The organism is Ensifer meliloti, from assembly GCF_030064585.1.
Classification (GTDB): Bacteria; Pseudomonadota; Alphaproteobacteria; order Rhizobiales; family Rhizobiaceae; genus Sinorhizobium; species Sinorhizobium meliloti.
Genome location: NZ_CP120366.1, coordinates 525,210 through 541,616, shown reverse-complemented (window position 1 = coordinate 541,616; position 16,407 = coordinate 525,210). Strand labels below are relative to the sequence as shown.

The following is a 16,407-nucleotide window of genomic DNA, read 5'->3' as shown; positions in this document are numbered from 1 at the left end:
CAGCGGGCCGTCCTCAGACGGCGATCCTCTGCGCGAACACCAAACAATCGGGCATCAGCGTATTTAGCCCTTCAACCAGCATGTCCGACGCTTCTGCTAGCGCGCCTTCCGGCATTGTCTCAAGGCTTTCCAACACAAACCACATGCGGCCATCGACTGCCTCCAGTCGGGTGCGCGTGCCCTGCCGCCAGTTCCAACGCCGGCATGTGACGCCCGCATCGTCTCGCCAGATGACCTCTCCAGGAAGGGGATCCTCGATCACTACTTCGCCGTTCATGACTGTTTCGAATCGTTCGCGTCCGTCGGCCACGGTAAGAAGCGGACGCCCGGCATAGGCATCGTAGTTCTCGCCGCCAACGGGAATGGCATATTTGAGACTGACGGCGTTATAGAGATCGACGATAGGATTGATCGAAGGAATCATTCCGTCCTTCAACACCCGCTTTCTCAGTGCTTGCGCCGAACAGGGTGTCCGATTGGGCTTGGCTCCAAACCGGGTATAGGCGTCGGCCCAACTGGTCAAATGGGCGTCCGCCCATGCTGGGCCGCCCCGCAAGACGTAATCGCAGGTATCCGTCAGAAGCCCCGTGTGAAGGCTTCCTTCTCCGGCATTTGTTGCGTCGACATGAATGCTCATCGCTCTGAAACCGGGTGCGATTTCTTTGATCCGTTCGTCGAACACGGGCGATTCAAACATCTATTGCTAACTCCAGAATTCCATTCAAGGGCCAATTGCTCGTCTCAGACCGGGATCATGTCAGAAACGATCTGATCAGTAGGACTGCGGCTATCGGCAAGTCCGTGTTTCACCCCTTTGCGATCGGCCCCAGGGCGATTTTGGCTCATCTTGCGCTTCCCCTGCAGCGAAACGACGGGCATGCGAATACCGACAATGCCGCGAAGCTGAGCCTTGATGTAGGCTTCGGGAGCGTCAGTGACTGCCCAAGGTAGCGAGCGTGACGCCTCGTGAATGCCCGTGAGGCGCGACACCACCTCGAATAGTCGTTCGGCTTCTTCGAAAAACTCAACCGGCCCGGTCGCATGAACGGCTGTGTAGTTCCATGTTGGGACTACCTTCCCATGCTCGGCTTTTGAGGCGTACCAGGACGGCGTCACATAAGCGTCCGGTCCCATAAAGACCGCAAGTCCATGTCCGACGACAGGAGCCTGCCACTGCGGGTTCGGTCGCGCCAGATGCGCATAGAGGACGCCCCTTTCTCCCTCCGCCTCATCGAGGAACATAGGTAAGGGGGTGGCCATCGGACCACCGGGTGTAGCCGTCACGAAATTGGCAAGACGACATTGCCGCATCATTTCGTAGAGCTCGGTCGTGTCTTCCACGGCGAAGACTGGCGGGGTGTACATAAGCATCTCCTTGACGTGAGCTCATTATTCACATCAAGGTGGCACAAGATACACCGCCACTTTTGGAATATCTCATTGGTCCAGTTAGTGAAGGGCTCACGAAAGAGCGGCGCGACCCGCCGCATTTACCTGTCTTTGCGCGACCAGATTACGTCTGGCGTCTACGATGCGGGTGAGAGATTGCCCTCGAGCCGCGCGCTTGCGGGCGAACTCGGCGTTTCCAGGACCACGGTGACGGCCGCCTACGACCAGCTGATCTCTGAGGGGTATATTACGGTGCGGCAGGGCGCCAAGCCCACGGTCACGTCCGAGGGACGACATCCGTACACCAGACCCGCATCGCAAGCACAGGAACCCACTCCCCAGGTGTCCGCCTATGCCTCACGTGCAATGGCATTGCCGAAGAACATCAGCGCGGAACAGGCGGCGCTTCAATACGACTTCCGGTACGGCGACATTGCTTCGTCGGACTTTCCCAAGCTGGCTTGGCGGCGCGCCCTGAACGCGGCAGTTCTGGCGTACCGAGAACGGCTTGGCTATGAGCATCCAGCCGGTAACCTGGCACTTCGTCGTGCGCTGCAAGGCTATCTCTGGCGAGCCCGTGGCATTGAATGCGATATCACCCAGATCATCGTGGTCAGCGGTTCCCAGCAGGCGTTGGACCTGTGTGCGCGGGTGTTTGTCGATCCGGGAGGCCAGGTTGTCCTCGAGGAGCCCTGCTACGCGATGGCCCGCAACGTGATGCTTGCAACAGGAGCAATGCCTGTCGCCATCCCCTGCGACAAGGATGGAATGGACACCTGTCGGCTTCCCGTTCCTAAGGACGTAGCCCTGGCATTTGTAACACCCAGCCATCAGTTTCCGCTGGGCGGCGTTCTACCGTCCGGACGTCGCAAAGCCCTGATCGAATGGGCGATCTCCGGCAACACCTACATCATCGAGGACGACTACGACGGGGAGTATCGATATGACGTACGTCCGATTCCGCCGCTGTGGATGATCGGTCAAGGTCGGGTCATCTATGTCGGCACCGTATCCAAGACGCTGTCGCCAACGCTCCGCCTTGGTTACATGGTGCTGCCTGGCACGCTTGCGGAGCCCTTTGTCCGATGCAAGCAGATCACTGATCGACACAGCTCGAGCTTCGAGCAAGAGGCTCTCGCTTCGATGATCGAAACGGGCGCATATGAAAGCCACGTTCGAAAGATGAGGCGACTGAACGCCGAAAGGCGTACGGCATTCCTGAATGCAATGGCCGAAGCGTTTGGCGACGAGGTCGACATCGTTGGCACGTCGGCGGGCCTCCATGTCGTCGTGTGGTTCAACCACCTAATTGCCAGCGATGAAGAGCGTTTCGCCGGCTGCGCGAGGCAAGAAGGTGTTGGCATCTACCCAATCTCGCGTCTGTATGCGGCCCCAACAGATCAACGTGCGGGGTTCATATTCGGATACGCCGGCTTGCCCGTTGAGCAGATTGGAAAGGGTGTGAATGACCTCGTACAGGTCTACCGATCCAAATTCCGATCGGCATGAGCGGTTTGGGCCGGCACCAGAAGTTCCGGCTCGTAACCACGAGCAGCAGCAAAAGGGTCGAAAGCCGACCTAAGAAGGGTCGCGTAAGGGTTGTGGAGAGGCTGAGGGGCTTGTTCTGTTAGGCGGCTTCTAAACGTTGGACCGAACCTGCAAGTGCCTAAGCGGCGCGTCTGCTGGCGCACCTGAGCTATCACCTTCTCGAGCGCCAGGGGGGTCTTCCGACACATCCGCTCGAACCGCTCGTCGAGCTCGTCGAGTTGACCGGCACTAAGGGTCGATCTTTCCGGATCCCATGTGTCCTGCGGTCAGAAGCGCGCTTCGCAAACTAATCGGCCGCCACGCCAGCTTCGACGGGATCAGGCACGGTCGCGCTGAAGATATCGATGATGTTGCGGCGCTTGGACGGAGACTTGTCGCCAAGCTTCTCAGCCTTTTTCTCGACCACTTCCTTGAGTTGTGCGGCCTTTGGTTTGAGGCCTTCCTCGATGGCCTTTATCCGGGCTTCCATCGCATCGAGGCTTGCAGATGCTTCCGTAGGCTTCGGCGCAGCGCCTTTTTATTGACTGTGCGTTTGGCAGGTGCTGCAGGTTTCTCTTCTGGGTTGTGTGCGTCAAGTTCTGCAAAATTGGGCGGTCATGCGTGCTGGTCATGCGGCTTGACGGAGTGCGAGTTTCTTGTGCTCTCGCAGGTCGTCCATGTTGATGTAGCGATTGGCCTCCATCCAGTTTTCGTGGGTTTCGACGGCGAGCGCGCGGACGAGGCGTAGGCAGCTCTCGGTATTGGGAAAGATGCGCACGACGTAGGTTCTGCGGCGGATTTCCTCGTTGAGGCGTTCCAGCATGTTGGTGCTCTTGAGGTGCTTGTGATGCTGGCGCGGCAGACGAAAGAAGGTCAGCGTCTGCTCGATGGTTTCCTCAACCCAGGAGGTCAGGCGCGGATAGCGGACCGACCATTTTCCCAGCCACGCGGCGAGATCGGCCTTCGCCTCATCAAGGTCGCGGCGATCATAGAGCCATCGAAGCTCCTGCAGGCAATCGTCGCCATGTTTGCGCGGCAGGTGATCGAGGGCGTTCCTGAGGAAATGCACGTAGGGGCTGTTGAAGAAGTGCTATGTATCTGATTCAATTGAGTAGTCGTTGATTCTCTGGAGCTTCCACGATGCTCGGCCGTAAGGAACGCGATCAGCTGGAACTATACATGTGCGGCTCGCTTCGGGATCTGGTCCCGGACGATCACATATTGGTCAAAGTCGATCGAGTTCTTGACCTCTCCTGGCTACACGAAGAGGTGGCTGAGCTTTATGCGGCGGGCTTCGGCCGACCCGGCATCGACCCGGAAGTAGCAGTCCGGCTGATGCTTGCAGGCTTTCTTCTCGGAATTGTCCATGACCGTCGGCTGATGCGCGAGGCTCAGGTAAACATCGCTATTCGCTGGTTTATCGGCTTCGGTCTGCACGAAGTTCTCCCGGACCATTCGTCGTTGACGCGTATCCGTCAGCGCTGGGGTGCAGAACGTTTCCGAACTATCTTTGAGCGGACGGTAAAGGTCTGCGTAGCGGCCAAAGTCGCGAAGGGTGAGGTCGTTCATGTCGACGCCTCACTCATCCGGGCCGACGTCAGCTGGGAAAGTCTTGCGGTCCGCCACATAGATGCGGTCACCGACGCCAATGAAGCCGCTGAGAGCGAACGAAAAAGCCGCAAAACAGGCAAATACAAGAAAGTCTGCGTCACCGACCCTGATGCGTCCATGGCAACCAACGGGCGTAATCGGAGACTGGAGCCGGCCTACAAGCAACATGCCGTGGTGGATGATGCTTGCGGCGTAATTTTAGATGTGGAGGTCACCACAGGCGAGATCAATGAGGGACAAGTCATACTCGGTCGTCTCGACGCGGTCGCCGCGATGACCGGCACGACAATCAAAACGGCAACGGCCGACGCCGGCTATGCGTACGCTAAGGTGTTCGCAGGTATGGAGCAACGCGCGATCGAAGCCGTTATTCCGGCAAAGGCAGAGCCAATTCGTAGCCCTGTGCCTATGCGCCGCTTTCGTTATGACGCCAAGCACGACACCCTTAAATGTCCGCGCGGCAAGATGCTGAAGGCGGGCCGTGCCGTTAAACATGGGCGCTTCTTTACATCTCGCGCGGCCGACTGTCGGCACTGCGATCTGGCGCGACTTTGCCTTTCCAATGGCCGTGTGAACAAGGCGGTAGTGCTCGGCGATGACTATCCGGCACTCCTGCGAGCTCGTCGCCGAAGAGAACGATGGTCGGACGAGGACCGAGCTTTGTACCAGCGTCACCGCTGGCGCTCTGAGGGATATCACGGCGAAGCGAAGACTTGGCACGGGCTATCGAGAGCGATCCGGCGCGGCCTCATAAATATGAAAATCCAAGCGTATCTGACGGCCGCGGCAGTCAACTTGAAACGACTGGCGAGTGCTTCTCTGTCAATTTTGCTGTTCGTGTACAGCCAAGAAGCTACCAGTTCAGCCCGACATCCCTTCAGGCAAAGGAAAGTTTTTGGAATCGGCTTGTCGGTGGCTTCCGCATAGCTCCGCCGACGATTGGTTCTTCAACAGCCCCACGTAACAGCGCTGCCAGGCAGCTTCCGGGATCACCTCGCCAATTGCCGCGACGAGACCGGCATGGTCGTCGGAGACCACCAGTTCGACGCCCTTCAAACCGCGCCCTTTCAGCCTGACGAGGAAGTCCTTCCAGGCGCAACGGCTTTCACGGCCGGCCATCTCGACCGACAGGATCTGCCGCCGTCCGTCCCAGTCGATGCCGACAGCGATCAACACCGCCTGGCTCATCACCACACCGGCCTCGCGCACCTTCTCATAACGGGCATCGAGGATCAGGTAGGCAAACGGCTCTTCAAGCGAGCGCTCGGCAAAGGCCTTCAGGCTCTCGTCCAGCCGCTTGTTGATCGCCGAGATCGATGACGCCGAGAAGGCATGGCCGCACAGCTCCTCGGTGATCGCCTTGACCTTCCGCGTCGACACCCCTTGCACATACATCTCCGCCAAGGTTGCCACCAGCGCCCGCTCGGAGCGCTGATAGCGTTCGAACAATTCGGTGGAGAAGTGCCCCGAGCGATCCTGCGGCACCCGCAGCTCGAGCTTGCCCACCCGCGTGATCAGCGTGCGGCCATAGTGGCCCGAACGGTAGCCGAGCCGCTCCGGCGTGCGCTCGCCTTTCGCAGCTCCCAGCGCCTCGTCCATCTCCGCTTCCAGCACCTCCTGCATCACCGTGCGGATCACCTCGCGCAGCCCATCGGGGTTCGAAAGCAAAATGTCTTTGACGGCGGCGCTGGCTGTCTTACCTTCAGTCTTGGTCATGGTGGCGTTCCTTCCAGGGAATCAGGTGACGTCAACATCACCAGCCTGCCATGACCGCCTCTCTCAGTGAATTTGCAGAACCTTCAGCACACTACCCTCTTCTGCTGCAGTGGCTGCCTTGAGCGGTGCTGCCTCCGCCGCGGCGGCCGCCAAAGGCTTCTCCTCTTTCGCTGGCGCCGGCGAGGGAATTTCGAACGGTTCTCCCCCCGTTGGCATATTGCGGGGTTGTCGCCGGCACGGCCTTCGGCGGGAAATAATCGACTTCCGGCACTTGCGGTATGTTGGCCTGGGAATACGCCTCGGCTGATTTGAAGGGCTGCGTTTGGAAGAACCGGAGCTTTTCACCGAAGATCGGCCGTTGTCCTTCGATGAGCAGGACCATCTTGTTCTCCGTGAGCGCTACGAACAGCCCACCTTTCCTTTGCTGATTGAGACCGCGAGATAAGCTCCGTCATCGACAGGAGTGGAACGGGATGGTTGGAGATCGCGCTGGTGCCATGCTTGGAGTCATGGATGAAGCCATGGATGAAGCTAGGCATGATGGAGCCTACCGGCGGATCGAGCTGATCACCGGGCGACGCCAGCGGCGGAATTGGACCGACGAGGAGAAGGCGCGGATCCTTGCGGAGAGCGCTGAACCCGGAGTGAACATCTCGGCTGTTGCCCGGCGCTGGGGCGTCAATCGCGGGCTGCTGACTGTCTGGCGCCGCGAAGCCGGGCTGACCTCTCGACGATCCGAGCAAGCCTGCGCACAGCAGGCGATGTTCGTGCCGGTGACAGTGGTTGGAGAACGAACGCTTCACCAGAGCGCGTCGTCGGATATCGCTTCCGGTGCCTCCGGTCGAATTGAGATTGAGATTGCCCGGCGCGCGCCTGACCGTGATCGGCTCGGTGGCGCCCGAGTTGGCGCAAGCGGTAGTAGCGGCGTTGCGAGGTCGCCGGTGATCGGTCTTTCGCCGAGTGGCGTAAAGATCATGGTGGCGACGCAGCCTGTCGACTTCCGGCGCGGCATGAATGGTCTGGTGGCATTGGTGGCGTCAGCGCTTGCGGCTGATCCTTATTTATGCGTCGAGCGAGATTATGTGGCGGAGCCCGTCTCGGCGCCAGCCGAGGCCTGCCAAAATCTGGAATTCTCCGCCACATATTATTTCCTACCTCTCGGAAGGGTGCGGGATCCCCCCGCGCCGCTATTCCGGAGGGGTAATATGCTCGAGTTCTATTTCTTGTATCGTGGGGTGCTCAAGCGCCTGCGTAGTGGTGTGCTGGGTGGCGAGATGGATCGCCTCGCCGAGCATTTTTTCACGCTCGGTTACAAACGAGCGTCGGCCAAGATTTATCTGAGCCGAATTGCGCGCTTCAGCCGGTTTGCCGGGACACGCTGCGGTCCGATGCCGATCCATCAAGATGTCGTCGATAGCTATTTGCGCACGTTTCCTACGGATACGCCGCGCATTGGAGCTATGTCGGCGCTAGGACACGCACGGCGAGTGGCTCCGGAGCGGTTCATTATTTCCGTTCCAAGTGAAGAGGATGATCCGGATGCTCCGCTTCTGGCCTCCTTTTCGGACTATCTGCGCAGGGTACGGGGCCTGGAGCCGAAGTCCCGCGAAGGCGTTCTTCTGGGCGGCCGCCGCTTTCTGGATTGGTGCCGCCATCACCATCCCGGCCAGGACATCGAGGCGTTGACGGCTAAGCAGGTCCTTGCTGCTGTCGAGTATCGGCTGTCGCTATCGACAACCTCCGGCAGCCGCACGGCAGCGACTTCTCACATTCGAACATTTCTTCGGTTTTTATATTGGGCTGGTCGCCATCACCAAGATCTCGCCCGCATCGTCCCAAGGACGCCCTCTTGGCGTTTGGCGCATTTGCCGCCGCGCCTTGCATGGGATGACGTTCGGCACGCGATCGATGCAATCGGCGCAACGACGCCGGTCGGCATCCGCGATCGAGCCGTCCTGCTGCTGCTCGCCACCACGGGCATTCGCAACGGCGAGTTACGCGCCATTCGGCTTCGCGATATCGACTGGCATACTGGCGAGGTTTTTGTCCGGCGGACCAAAGGCAAGCGTGATCGGGTGGTGCCACTCCTCGAGGAGACCGGCGCCGCACTCGCCGATTACATCCTGCGCGCTCGACCGAGGGTGGATAGTCCGTATCTGTTCCTGTCGTTCACGCCGCCGGTGGGACCGTTCAAGTGTGCGGCGCCTGTTTCAAGGATCGTGCGGAAGCGGTTGCGGCATGGCGGGGTCGAACTCGGGCGGGTCGCAGGTGCGCATCTCCTGCGCCACAGCCTTGCTACCCAGCTTGTCGGGCAGCGAAGGCCGATCAACGAGGTCGCCGATCTTCTTGGCCACCGGAGCATCAACACAACGGCGCTGTACGTGAAGGTTGCGGCCTCGCAGCTCGCCGAGGTCGCACTCCCCTTTCCGGGAGGCGTGGCATGACCGTCTTTGCCCGATTCCTCGGCGAGAAGGCTGAGCGTTACATCGAACTGCGCCAGTCGCTCGGCTACTCTTTCAGCAAGCAAGCCGGCACGTTGCGAGCTTTCGTCCGCTATGTTGAACGCGCTCAGCTCGATGCGCCCGCTACCCGGACGATGGCGCTGGACTTCGTCCTGTCGTTCGGCGGTGCCGCCAACAGCCGCGCCACTCGTCACGGCGTGCTCAGCCGATTCTACGAGTATCTCGCCGTCTATGACGCCCAAACCGAGACCTTGGAGCGCAGAGTATTCCCCAGGTCCAGGGCGATTCCGCCTCCGCGGATCCTCAGCGAGTCAGAGTTGGCGTCGCTCATCGACGCATGCGCCCGCATTTCGCCAGACATCCCCCTCAGGGGCGCACGATGGCGACGCTGATCGGATTGTTGGCAAGCTCGGGACTGCGATCGGGCGAAGTGGTCAGGCTTGATCGTACCGACGTCGATCTGACCAACGGGGTTCTCCTCGTTCGGAAGACGAAGTTCCGCAAGGACCGTCTCGTTCCAGTTCACACGACGACCCAGGCTGCCCTTCGCCACTACGTGCGTGAGCGCGATACAGCTTTTCCTCAGCCTAAGGACCAGGCCTTCTTTCTGAGCTCCCGTGGCAACCGCCTCTCTGCGACCGGCCTAAAAAACGGTTTTGCTGAGGTCCGCAAGTTCGCTTGATGACGGCAAGCCGTTGCGGCCGCACGATCTGAGGCACCGGTTTGCCGTGACCCGCCTGAGCCTTTGGCACCAGCAGCGCGCCAACGTCCAGGCGCTGCTCCCGTTGCTCGCCACCTATCTCGGCCACGCCAGTTACAGCGACACAGCCTACTACCTCACTGGCTCGGTGGGTCTTCTCGCCATGGCGGCGGAGCGCGCCTTCCTCGATGGAGGCGCAGCATGAGTGAACACCTGCTCCTGGCGCCGCTCTTGGAGTCCTACTTTCGCCGGCGCTTGACCAAACAACGAAACGCCACTCCCGCGACCGTGGCCAGCTATCGCGACGCCCTGCGGATGCTGATCCTCTTTGCCGCCACCAGATTGCGGAAGAAGCCGGCGGCGTTGGCGCTCGAGGAGCTCGATCGAGACCTCGTTCTCGCCTTTCTCGACGAACTCGAGGAGAAGCGGAACAACACCATCGCCACGCGCAACGCCCGCCTGGCGGCGATCCGATCCTTCTTCCACCATGCCGCAGCCGCCGATCCGGCGTCCTTCGGTGTCGCCCAACGCGTGCTGACGATTCCCGTAAAACGGGCGCACATCGAGGTGACGCATCATCTCACCGAGGCCGAAGTGGATGCCCTCATTGCGGCGCCCAATCCAAGGACGTCCCGTGGTCGGCGTAACCGCACGTTTCTATTGTTCCTGGCACGGACCGGCGCGCGGGTCTCCGAAGCCACCGGCGTCAACGCAAACGACCTCCAGTTGGAAAGGTCGCACCCGCAAGTGCTGCTGCGCGGCAAAGGCCGCAGAGACCGCGTCATCCCCATCCCCCAGGATCTGGCGAGAGCACTGACAGCCTTGTTGGCCGAGCACGGTATCGCGAACCATGAGCCGCGGCCGATATTCATTGGCGCCCGCAACGAGCGCCTGACGCGTTTCGGAGCAACCCATATCGTGCGGCGTGGGGTGGCCCAGGCCGTAACCATCAGGCCGACCTTGGCCCAAAAGCCCATATCGCCGCACATCTTCCGACACTCACTTGCCATGAAGCTTCTCCAGTCGGGCGTGGACCTTTTGACGATCCAAGCCTGGCTCGGGCACGCACAGGTCGCCACGACCCACCGCTATGCCGCCGCGGATGTCGAAATGATGCGCAAAGGACTCGAGAAGGCTGGAGTCTCCGGCGATCTCGGCGTGCGTTTCCGACCAAATGACGCCGTTCTGCAACTGCTGAACAGCATCTGAATATTATGTGGCGGAGAATTCCAGATTTGGCGGGCCTCGGCTGGCGCCGAGACGGGCTCCGCCACATAATCTCGCTCGACGCATAAGAACGGGTCGAGACCGCCATCTCTGACCAGAGCCATTAAGGATGCCGCACCTTTTCGGAAGTCGACCGGCTGGCACGACACGTAAACGACAACGCCGGACGCGATCATGCCTTGCGGACCGCTCGGAGTATCTTCACCAGGTGATCCGACTCGATATCGCCGCCGACGCGCACCACGACATCACCGAGGACGATTTCGACCGCAGAGCTTGCCACCGGCTCAACGCGCGCGAACTTGACCTCCTTCTTCGCGGTTTCCGTCAGGGGCGCAACCAACCCCGATGACAGTGCCTTGCGACGCCACCCGTAAAGCTGCGAGGGATCCAATCCCTCAGCGCGCGCGATCGCAGAGACATTGGCTCCGGGCAACAACGTCTCGGCAATCAGGCGCTCCTTCTCCTCGTTCGGCCAGTCTCGCGGCTTGCGCTGCGCCCGCACCGGCGCCGCCGTCAAAACCTCGAATGTTCGTGGCTGATTCACACTGTCGCTCATAGGATTCTCCGCATGACTCATGCAGAAAATCCTCGATCAGCGCGTCAATTGATACGTGGGGGTCCCTACGCGCTTACCTTCTTGGTCGCTGATCGTACGATCGTACAGCCGCCACAAGGGCAAAAGCTATTGCATTGGCTCGAGGCTCGAGGCGGCGATCTTGTTGGATGAATATTGGAATATTGCGATCATTCTGCAGCATCTTGCGGAAAAGGACGAAGCGCTTAGCTGCCCATGAATCGCGGTTTGCGGAGTATGGCTGGTCAAAAATCCTTAAAGCTAGACGTGGCTAAATCTCTCGTCTGCAATCATCAGGGGTGCTGGCTCCGGAAGCCTGCCCGTCTGGCTATCAAAGATGCGCTTCAGTGCGCGATCCGAATAATATCGTACCTTTCGTAGTTGCAATGGTGGCTGACCCTTAATGAGAACGATCTGGTACTTGTCGGGCAGTAGACGCACCTGTTCTGGCCTTAATAAAGGTGCTCCTTGATCTGAGTTCTGAATATTGCGATCGAATGTAAGGCTTTGGGTATAGGAAGTGGACCGTGCTTGAAAGGTATATTCACCGATGGCTTTCGAAATATAAACCGGTGTCTCATCGTCAGCTGTTGCCATAAAGACCTGAACACCAGTATTGCTGAGGAAATTTTGCTTTCCAGATTCTTCGTATGTTCCGGTCAGTGCCGAGAGACTTTGGATAATGAACATAAAACGGCCCTTGTAGCCCGCAATCGTGGTGATTGCAGTCTCAATCGCCTCGAGCTTACCAAGATGCTTAAATTCATCGAGCAGGAATAGCACCTCGTGCTTCTCGTCCTTGCCGGGCAGCGAGCGTTGCAGAATTGAAACGACCTGCTGGAAGAGCAGGCGCATCAGAGGCGCGACCACCTCAAGATCGTTTGGGCTGACGCAAAGATAAATGCATGTCCTGCGACGTCGCAGGTCGTAGATTGAGAAGTCCGATCGGCTTGTCGCCGCTTTAATCAGCGGGTCGGCCCATAAGTTCAGCCCGCCATCACCGAGCACAGAAGTGTAGGAGGTCAGAATCTTTGTATCATTACTCGCCATTTCATCGAAGATCCGCTGAGCCTCCTTATTCTGGGTCTCCTGCGCAAGACGCGCAAAAAGGCTATATTTCTCCCCTGGCTGAGCAAAGAGGTCGTAGACGGCCCCGATGGTTGGCGTACCGCGCTCGATGCAGGCAAGAATACCGGCGACAAAAAGATCTCGTGCGCCGTTGATGAAACCTTCCGCGCTCTGTCCCTTGGTCGCAATGAGGTTTGCCGCCAAACGACGCGCTTCGGTGAACTGCCGCTCTGACGGCAATGCTACGATATCCAATAGAGGATTATAGCAATTCGTCCGCCGCTCGGGGTCTAGCGGTGCCAATTTGAACACGCTATCGCCCCGCGCTTTGCGAGCCCTAGAAGTGAGGTCAAAGAGCTCGCCCTTAACGTCGAGGGCTATCACTGAGCCCTCGTACGTTAGTAGCGTTGGAATGACAATGCCGACGCCTTTCCCCGCGCGGGTCGGCGCAACGATGAGGCTGTGAGGCTGCTCGCTATTAGTCAGGTAGTAGTCAGACCAAAAAGGCCCGCTCGTCTTTCCGAACACCGGTCCACTGATGCGACTGTACCGCTGAAGATAACCCGCGCGCCGCATTTCATCCACGCGAGCCCAGCGTGCAGTACCGTGATGTTGCCGATCGCGCACGGATACCATCTGCTGAACGAACAGAATGGCTCCCGACGTTAATACGACGACAGCCAAACCCCTATAGAAGAAGAGAGTTGTGTATCCCAGATAGAAAGGCGTCTCATACCAAAAAGCGAGGATGTCAAATGTCATTAAAGCCCTTCCATCAAAACCAAAACGGAACGTTGAGTAGGCGCTTGCCCCACAAAAACCTACTGCCAGGGAACACATGATGCTCCCAGCTATGCTTAAGGGCCTAGTTTTGCTTGAAATCATCGGTCCATCGCATCGTTCGACTCTCAGTAAAATACTGCGCTCCTCACGGGTTGAACACGCGAGATTGCCGCCGACAGCGTCGGCGCCGCAGAAAGCGGTGATCCCAGACCTGCGCAAGATGGGGAACATCCAGCGATGGACTTAATGGTTAAGCCGCGGAGAAATCCTGATCAAGACAACACAGTAACTCGGGGTTGGCGGGTCAATTGCCCCACTGAATCAGGTCATACGGAAGTGGAATTTTCCACTTGTGATCCTCGCGGGAAGAAGAGTAGAATTCCCTGAAAGCTTCAAAGTTTTCGGAAGGTCAAATGGGCGGGCGGAGTTAGACTCACCTTTTACAACTGGCCGGCCATAAAAGCCGACGGACAACAGCTAGATTAAAAGGTTTAAGGGCAAGCTGTCGATACTCGTTAGACACAAGCTGATCCCCAAGCACATGCTTTAGCCTTCCTGCCTATGCTGAATGTCCGGTCGAGAGCGGGGGCAGTTCACCCCCTGAAACGTGGATTTACAGCTGCGAACCGAAGAAAACATAAGTACGTTTGTCAACCTTGTAATTGGATGCCGGCTAGGCCGAGGACGGCAACGGGTAGAAAGCGCTAATGTGCCATTATCAAAGTCCTCAACGGCCCCTGCCATCAGCGCGATCTCTGCTTCTGGAGGAAGCGATCAGGTCCTCTCGGGCGTGATTGTAAGCGTGGCTTATGGACTGCCCGACTTCACCCGCCCGCCGCAGCTGTTCATTCGACGTTTGCGGGCCTACCGTGTCATGGACTGAAGCCTCGATTTTTCTTATGTGCTCGTCTAAATTTGCAGTCCGTTCCTCTGCTACATGCCGCGGCGACGGCATGTGCTGCAATGTGTTACGGATGTCGGGAAGCGAGTGGGCTTGTTCCTTTTGATTTGCGTCTAAGTGGTGATACGTGGCGAAGATAGCAGTTTGTGCGACCGACCTGACCGTGCGGTCCTGATAGGGATCAGCGGCCAATTCAATGACCTGCTCAAAGATGCGAGATTTATTGTGGTCATTGAATTTACTGAAGTTTTCCGCCACAAGCAGAACTCCAACAGCTTGCTCCATTGGCCCCATGTTGCTAATGCGATTAACAAGAGCAGTTTGCTTCTCTGATCCTAGATAGTGGGCTAGATTAGCGGCCGCTCCGACTTTGAGCAATGCTACATCATCCGAGCCGAACCCCAATCCGTCCGTCAACTTGTCGACCAGCTCGATCGCTGATCGTCCGAGCTGATTGTTGCGCCTTTCAAACGTCGTGAGCTCAGTTTCTTCCCCCGGTGCAGCGTCCCGAGCCGCACGTAGCGCTTGCTTCTCGAGGGATTTGAAGGTCCCAAGATTGCGTGCTGTATCGCGCGGGTTAGAAGTTACCAACCGTTCTGCAGCATTGGCAAGTGGTCCCGTTGGAAGATTAAGGAGGTTGCGGCGTTCCTCGGCCCTCCCTACGTCGCCGGATGAACTTGCATTTGCGCGTGTCCGTTTGTTATCGCGATCCATTGCCCGGCCTCCAAAGTCGTTTCTCTAGCCTATGAGGTTAGCACCGAAGCTTGATCTCGCAAAACGATGTCGTGTTACGGTTGTAATCGCGCAGAGGGGCGTTGTTGCGTGGATCACCCGGCGACTGATATTGAGCCGCGTGGTGCACGGATCGTTTAGCGGTCGTGGTGTAGGCGATCGGCAACCTCAATGACCGATCTGTGACCTTGATGCCTTTCAAACATAACGCCGCCCGCCGCCATCGCATCGGAAGGATGAAATTCAAGGTGACGAACTGGCCGGAATATGCGGCGGGGTTACGGCGACGTGGCAGCTTGACCTGTGGCTGACACCGGAGGCGCTTGCCATGTGGCTTGCTCCACGCCGAACGACGGGTGGTGGCCAGCCTCGTTGTTCCGATCTAGCCATCGAGACCGCCTTGACGCTGGGGGTAGTGTGCTGAAGGTTCTGCAAATTCACTGAGAGAGGCGGTCATCTATCCGTTCTCGATTCCGTTCCCACTGCTCCACATCGATACCACCTGGAAATTTTCCCAGATGATCCGCTTCCGTAACCGGATGGCAGAGGAGTACCGGTTCGAACTTCGCGTTCACACCAATGCCGATGGCGTGGCCCAGGGGATCAACCCCTTCGACCACGGGTCGGCCTATACCGACATCATGAAACCCAAGCCCTGCGCCAGGCGCTTTCGTCCGATGGGTATGATGCCGCCATTGGTGGGGCGCGGCGCGACGAGGAAAGGAGCCGCGCCAAGGAGCGCATCTTTTCCCACCGCAACGCCCATCACGCCTGGGGCCCCAAGAACCAGCGCCCCGAACTCTGGCGCTTGTTCAACACACGTCTGGCGCCCGGCGAGAGCATGCGGGTGTACCCGCTCTCCAACTGGACCGAGCTCGACATCTGGACCTATATCTATGCCGAGGACATCCCCATCGTGCCACTCTATTTCGCCCGCCCGCGCCCGGTGGTCGAGCGCTCGGGCACGCTGATCATGGTCGATGACGACCGCTTCCGCCTCGATGAAGGAGAGACGCCCACCGAGCAGATCGTGCGCTTCAGGACGCTTGGCTGCTACCCGCTGACCGGCGCCATCCGCTCCAATGCCGCCACGCTCCCCGAGATCATTATGGAGATACAGGGCAGCCGGACCTCCGAGCGCGAAGGGCGTCTGATCGACGGCGATCAGGCCGGCTCCATGGAAAAGAAGAAGCAGGAGGGGTATTTCTGATGAGCAGCGCGGCCGCCCCGCTCCTTCCGCCGATACCGATATCGACCTCTGGCTCGCCCGGCAGACCGGCAAATCGCTGCTGCGCTTCCTGACCTGCGGCTCGGTGGACGATGGTAAGTCGACGCTCATCGGCCGACTGCTCTATGACAGCCAGATGATCCTCGACGACCAGTTGGCGTCGCTGAAAAAGGACAGCCGCAACAGGCATGTGGGCGAGGAGGGCATCGATTTCTCGCTGCTGGTCGACGGTCTCGTCGCCGAGCGCGAGCAGGGCATCACCATCGACGTGGCCTATCGCTTCTTTTCCACCGACCGGCGAAATTTCATCGTCGCCGATACGCCCGGCCACGAGCAATACACCCGCAACATGGCGACCGGCGCCTCCAACGCCGACGTGGCGCTGCTGCTGGTCGACGCCCGCAAGGGGCTTTTGACCCCTGGACTGCCTTTGCGGCAAGTCCCGTTGCTATTACGACTGTGATCCCGACGATGTCGATCGTCACA

The 16,407-nt window shown here is 58.9% G+C and carries 12 protein-coding genes and 8 pseudogenes; 11 read left to right on the top strand and 9 right to left on the bottom strand.

Annotation, left to right across the window (positions count from 1 at the left end):
* Positions 1-13: 13 nt before the first annotated feature.
* Both PZL22_RS27005 and PZL22_RS27000 read right to left on the bottom strand, forming a co-directional pair.
* A complete protein-coding gene (locus tag PZL22_RS27005) occupies positions 14-697 on the bottom strand; it encodes a B3/B4 domain-containing protein (RefSeq protein WP_127701744.1) in 684 nt (227 codons plus the stop codon).
* Positions 698-741: 44 nt separating this feature from the next.
* The gene (locus PZL22_RS27000) at positions 742-1,365 is read right to left on the bottom strand and encodes an FMN-binding negative transcriptional regulator (RefSeq protein ID WP_284718788.1); all 624 of its coding nucleotides are present in this window, start codon (positions 1,363-1,365) and stop codon (positions 742-744) included.
* 75 nt (positions 1,366-1,440) lie between these two features.
* Here PZL22_RS27000 and pdxR point away from each other — a divergent pair, with 75 nt between their 5' ends.
* Positions 1,441-2,898 (top strand): MocR-like pyridoxine biosynthesis transcription factor PdxR, encoded by a 1,458-nt coding sequence (gene pdxR, locus PZL22_RS26995; protein ID WP_284718787.1) that lies wholly within the window; start codon positions 1,441-1,443, stop codon positions 2,896-2,898.
* Between the two features lie 325 nt (positions 2,899-3,223).
* Here the strand turns inward: pdxR and PZL22_RS26990 are convergent.
* Together PZL22_RS26990 and PZL22_RS26985 are read right to left on the bottom strand one after the other, a co-directional pair.
* Positions 3,224-3,486, bottom strand: a pseudogene (locus PZL22_RS26990) (hypothetical protein); the annotation flags it as partial.
* 58 nt (positions 3,487-3,544) lie between these two features.
* Positions 3,545-3,988: pseudogene (locus tag PZL22_RS26985) on the bottom strand (transposase); the annotation flags it as partial.
* A 68-nt stretch (positions 3,989-4,056) separates the two neighbouring features.
* Here PZL22_RS26985 and PZL22_RS26980 point away from each other — a divergent pair.
* Complete coding sequence (locus tag PZL22_RS26980; RefSeq protein WP_017263436.1) at positions 4,057-5,454, top strand: IS1182 family transposase; 1,398 nt, start codon at positions 4,057-4,059, stop codon at positions 5,452-5,454.
* Positions 5,455-5,469: 15 nt separating this feature from the next.
* On the opposite strand, the pseudogene PZL22_RS26975 reads toward PZL22_RS26980, so the two are convergent.
* Both PZL22_RS26975 and PZL22_RS31475 read right to left on the bottom strand, forming a co-directional pair.
* A pseudogene (locus PZL22_RS26975) lies at positions 5,470-6,243 on the bottom strand (IS256-like element ISRm5 family transposase); the annotation flags it as partial.
* Positions 6,244-6,339: 96 nt separating this feature from the next.
* Positions 6,340-6,640 (bottom strand): annotated as a pseudogene (locus PZL22_RS31475) (type IV secretory system conjugative DNA transfer family protein); the annotation flags it as partial.
* Between the two features lie 76 nt (positions 6,641-6,716).
* Here PZL22_RS31475 and tnpA point away from each other — a divergent pair.
* From tnpA to PZL22_RS26945, 6 genes and pseudogenes are all read left to right on the top strand, one after another.
* A pseudogene (tnpA, locus tag PZL22_RS26970) lies at positions 6,717-7,188 on the top strand (IS66-like element accessory protein TnpA).
* Positions 7,189-7,217: 29 nt separating this feature from the next.
* Complete coding sequence (locus PZL22_RS26965) at positions 7,218-8,687, top strand: site-specific integrase (protein ID WP_346842788.1); 1,470 nt, start codon at positions 7,218-7,220, stop codon at positions 8,685-8,687.
* Entirely contained in the window at positions 8,684-9,097 is a 414-nt protein-coding gene (locus PZL22_RS26960) for a site-specific integrase (RefSeq protein WP_284718786.1), read from the top strand. Before PZL22_RS26965 ends, PZL22_RS26960 begins: the two co-directional genes overlap by 4 nt.
* On the top strand, positions 9,085-9,387 hold the full coding sequence (locus PZL22_RS26955; protein ID WP_284718785.1) for a tyrosine-type recombinase/integrase: 303 nt from the start codon (positions 9,085-9,087) through the stop codon (positions 9,385-9,387). The genes PZL22_RS26960 and PZL22_RS26955 overlap by 13 nt, the downstream gene beginning before the upstream one ends.
* 46 nt (positions 9,388-9,433) lie before the next feature.
* Complete coding sequence (locus tag PZL22_RS26950; protein ID WP_284718784.1) at positions 9,434-9,610, top strand: site-specific integrase; 177 nt, start codon at positions 9,434-9,436, stop codon at positions 9,608-9,610.
* Complete coding sequence (locus PZL22_RS26945) at positions 9,607-10,614, top strand: tyrosine-type recombinase/integrase (RefSeq protein ID WP_127701842.1); 1,008 nt, start codon at positions 9,607-9,609, stop codon at positions 10,612-10,614. Before PZL22_RS26950 ends, PZL22_RS26945 begins: the two co-directional genes overlap by 4 nt.
* A gap of 190 nt (positions 10,615-10,804) precedes the next feature.
* On the opposite strand, the gene PZL22_RS26940 is transcribed toward PZL22_RS26945, so the two are convergent.
* The 3 genes from PZL22_RS26940 to PZL22_RS26930 all read right to left on the bottom strand — a co-directional run bounded on the left by PZL22_RS26940 (position 10,805) and on the right by PZL22_RS26930 (position 14,675).
* Positions 10,805-11,191, bottom strand: a complete 387-nt coding sequence (locus PZL22_RS26940) for a transposase (protein ID WP_164843211.1) — start codon at positions 11,189-11,191, stop codon at positions 10,805-10,807.
* A 279-nt stretch (positions 11,192-11,470) separates the two neighbouring features.
* Complete coding sequence (gene virD4, locus PZL22_RS26935; protein WP_127701843.1) at positions 11,471-13,162, bottom strand: type IV secretion system ATPase VirD4; 1,692 nt, start codon at positions 13,160-13,162, stop codon at positions 11,471-11,473.
* A 625-nt stretch (positions 13,163-13,787) separates the two neighbouring features.
* Positions 13,788-14,675, bottom strand: a complete 888-nt coding sequence (locus PZL22_RS26930) for a hypothetical protein (RefSeq protein ID WP_127701844.1) — start codon at positions 14,673-14,675, stop codon at positions 13,788-13,790.
* A gap of 209 nt (positions 14,676-14,884) precedes the next feature.
* On the opposite strand from PZL22_RS26930, the pseudogene PZL22_RS26925 reads away from it, so the two are divergent.
* From PZL22_RS26925 to PZL22_RS26915, 3 pseudogenes are all read left to right on the top strand, one after another.
* Positions 14,885-15,111 (top strand): annotated as a pseudogene (locus tag PZL22_RS26925) (IS5/IS1182 family transposase); the annotation flags it as partial.
* Positions 15,112-15,151: 40 nt separating this feature from the next.
* Positions 15,152-15,903, top strand: a pseudogene (gene cysD / locus PZL22_RS26920) (sulfate adenylyltransferase subunit CysD); the annotation flags it as partial.
* Positions 15,896-16,339, top strand: a pseudogene (locus tag PZL22_RS26915) (GTP-binding protein); the annotation flags it as partial. The pseudogenes cysD and PZL22_RS26915, both read left to right, overlap by 8 nt.
* Positions 16,340-16,407: the final 68 nt, after the last annotated feature.

Bases quoted from the DNA above. Each gene is read 5' to 3' on its own strand.
- PZL22_RS27005 (WP_127701744.1), bottom strand. From the start codon at position 697: ATGTTTGAATCGCCCGTGTTCGACGAACGGATCAAAGAAATCGCACCC.
- PZL22_RS27000 (WP_284718788.1), bottom strand. From the start codon at position 1,365: ATGTACACCCCGCCAGTCTTCGCCGTGGAAGACACGACCGAGCTCTAC.
- PZL22_RS26980 (WP_017263436.1), top strand. From the start codon at position 4,057: ATGCTCGGCCGTAAGGAACGCGATCAGCTGGAACTATACATGTGCGGC.
- PZL22_RS26965 (WP_346842788.1), top strand. From the start codon at position 7,218: ATGGTGGCGACGCAGCCTGTCGACTTCCGGCGCGGCATGAATGGTCTG.
- PZL22_RS26960 (WP_284718786.1), top strand. From the start codon at position 8,684: ATGACCGTCTTTGCCCGATTCCTCGGCGAGAAGGCTGAGCGTTACATC.
- PZL22_RS26955 (WP_284718785.1), top strand. From the start codon at position 9,085: ATGGCGACGCTGATCGGATTGTTGGCAAGCTCGGGACTGCGATCGGGC.
- PZL22_RS26945 (WP_127701842.1), top strand. From the start codon at position 9,607: ATGAGTGAACACCTGCTCCTGGCGCCGCTCTTGGAGTCCTACTTTCGC.
- PZL22_RS26940 (WP_164843211.1), bottom strand. From the start codon at position 11,191: ATGAGCGACAGTGTGAATCAGCCACGAACATTCGAGGTTTTGACGGCG.
- virD4 (WP_127701843.1), bottom strand. From the start codon at position 13,162: ATGATTTCAAGCAAAACTAGGCCCTTAAGCATAGCTGGGAGCATCATG.
- PZL22_RS26930 (WP_127701844.1), bottom strand. From the start codon at position 14,675: ATGGATCGCGATAACAAACGGACACGCGCAAATGCAAGTTCATCCGGC.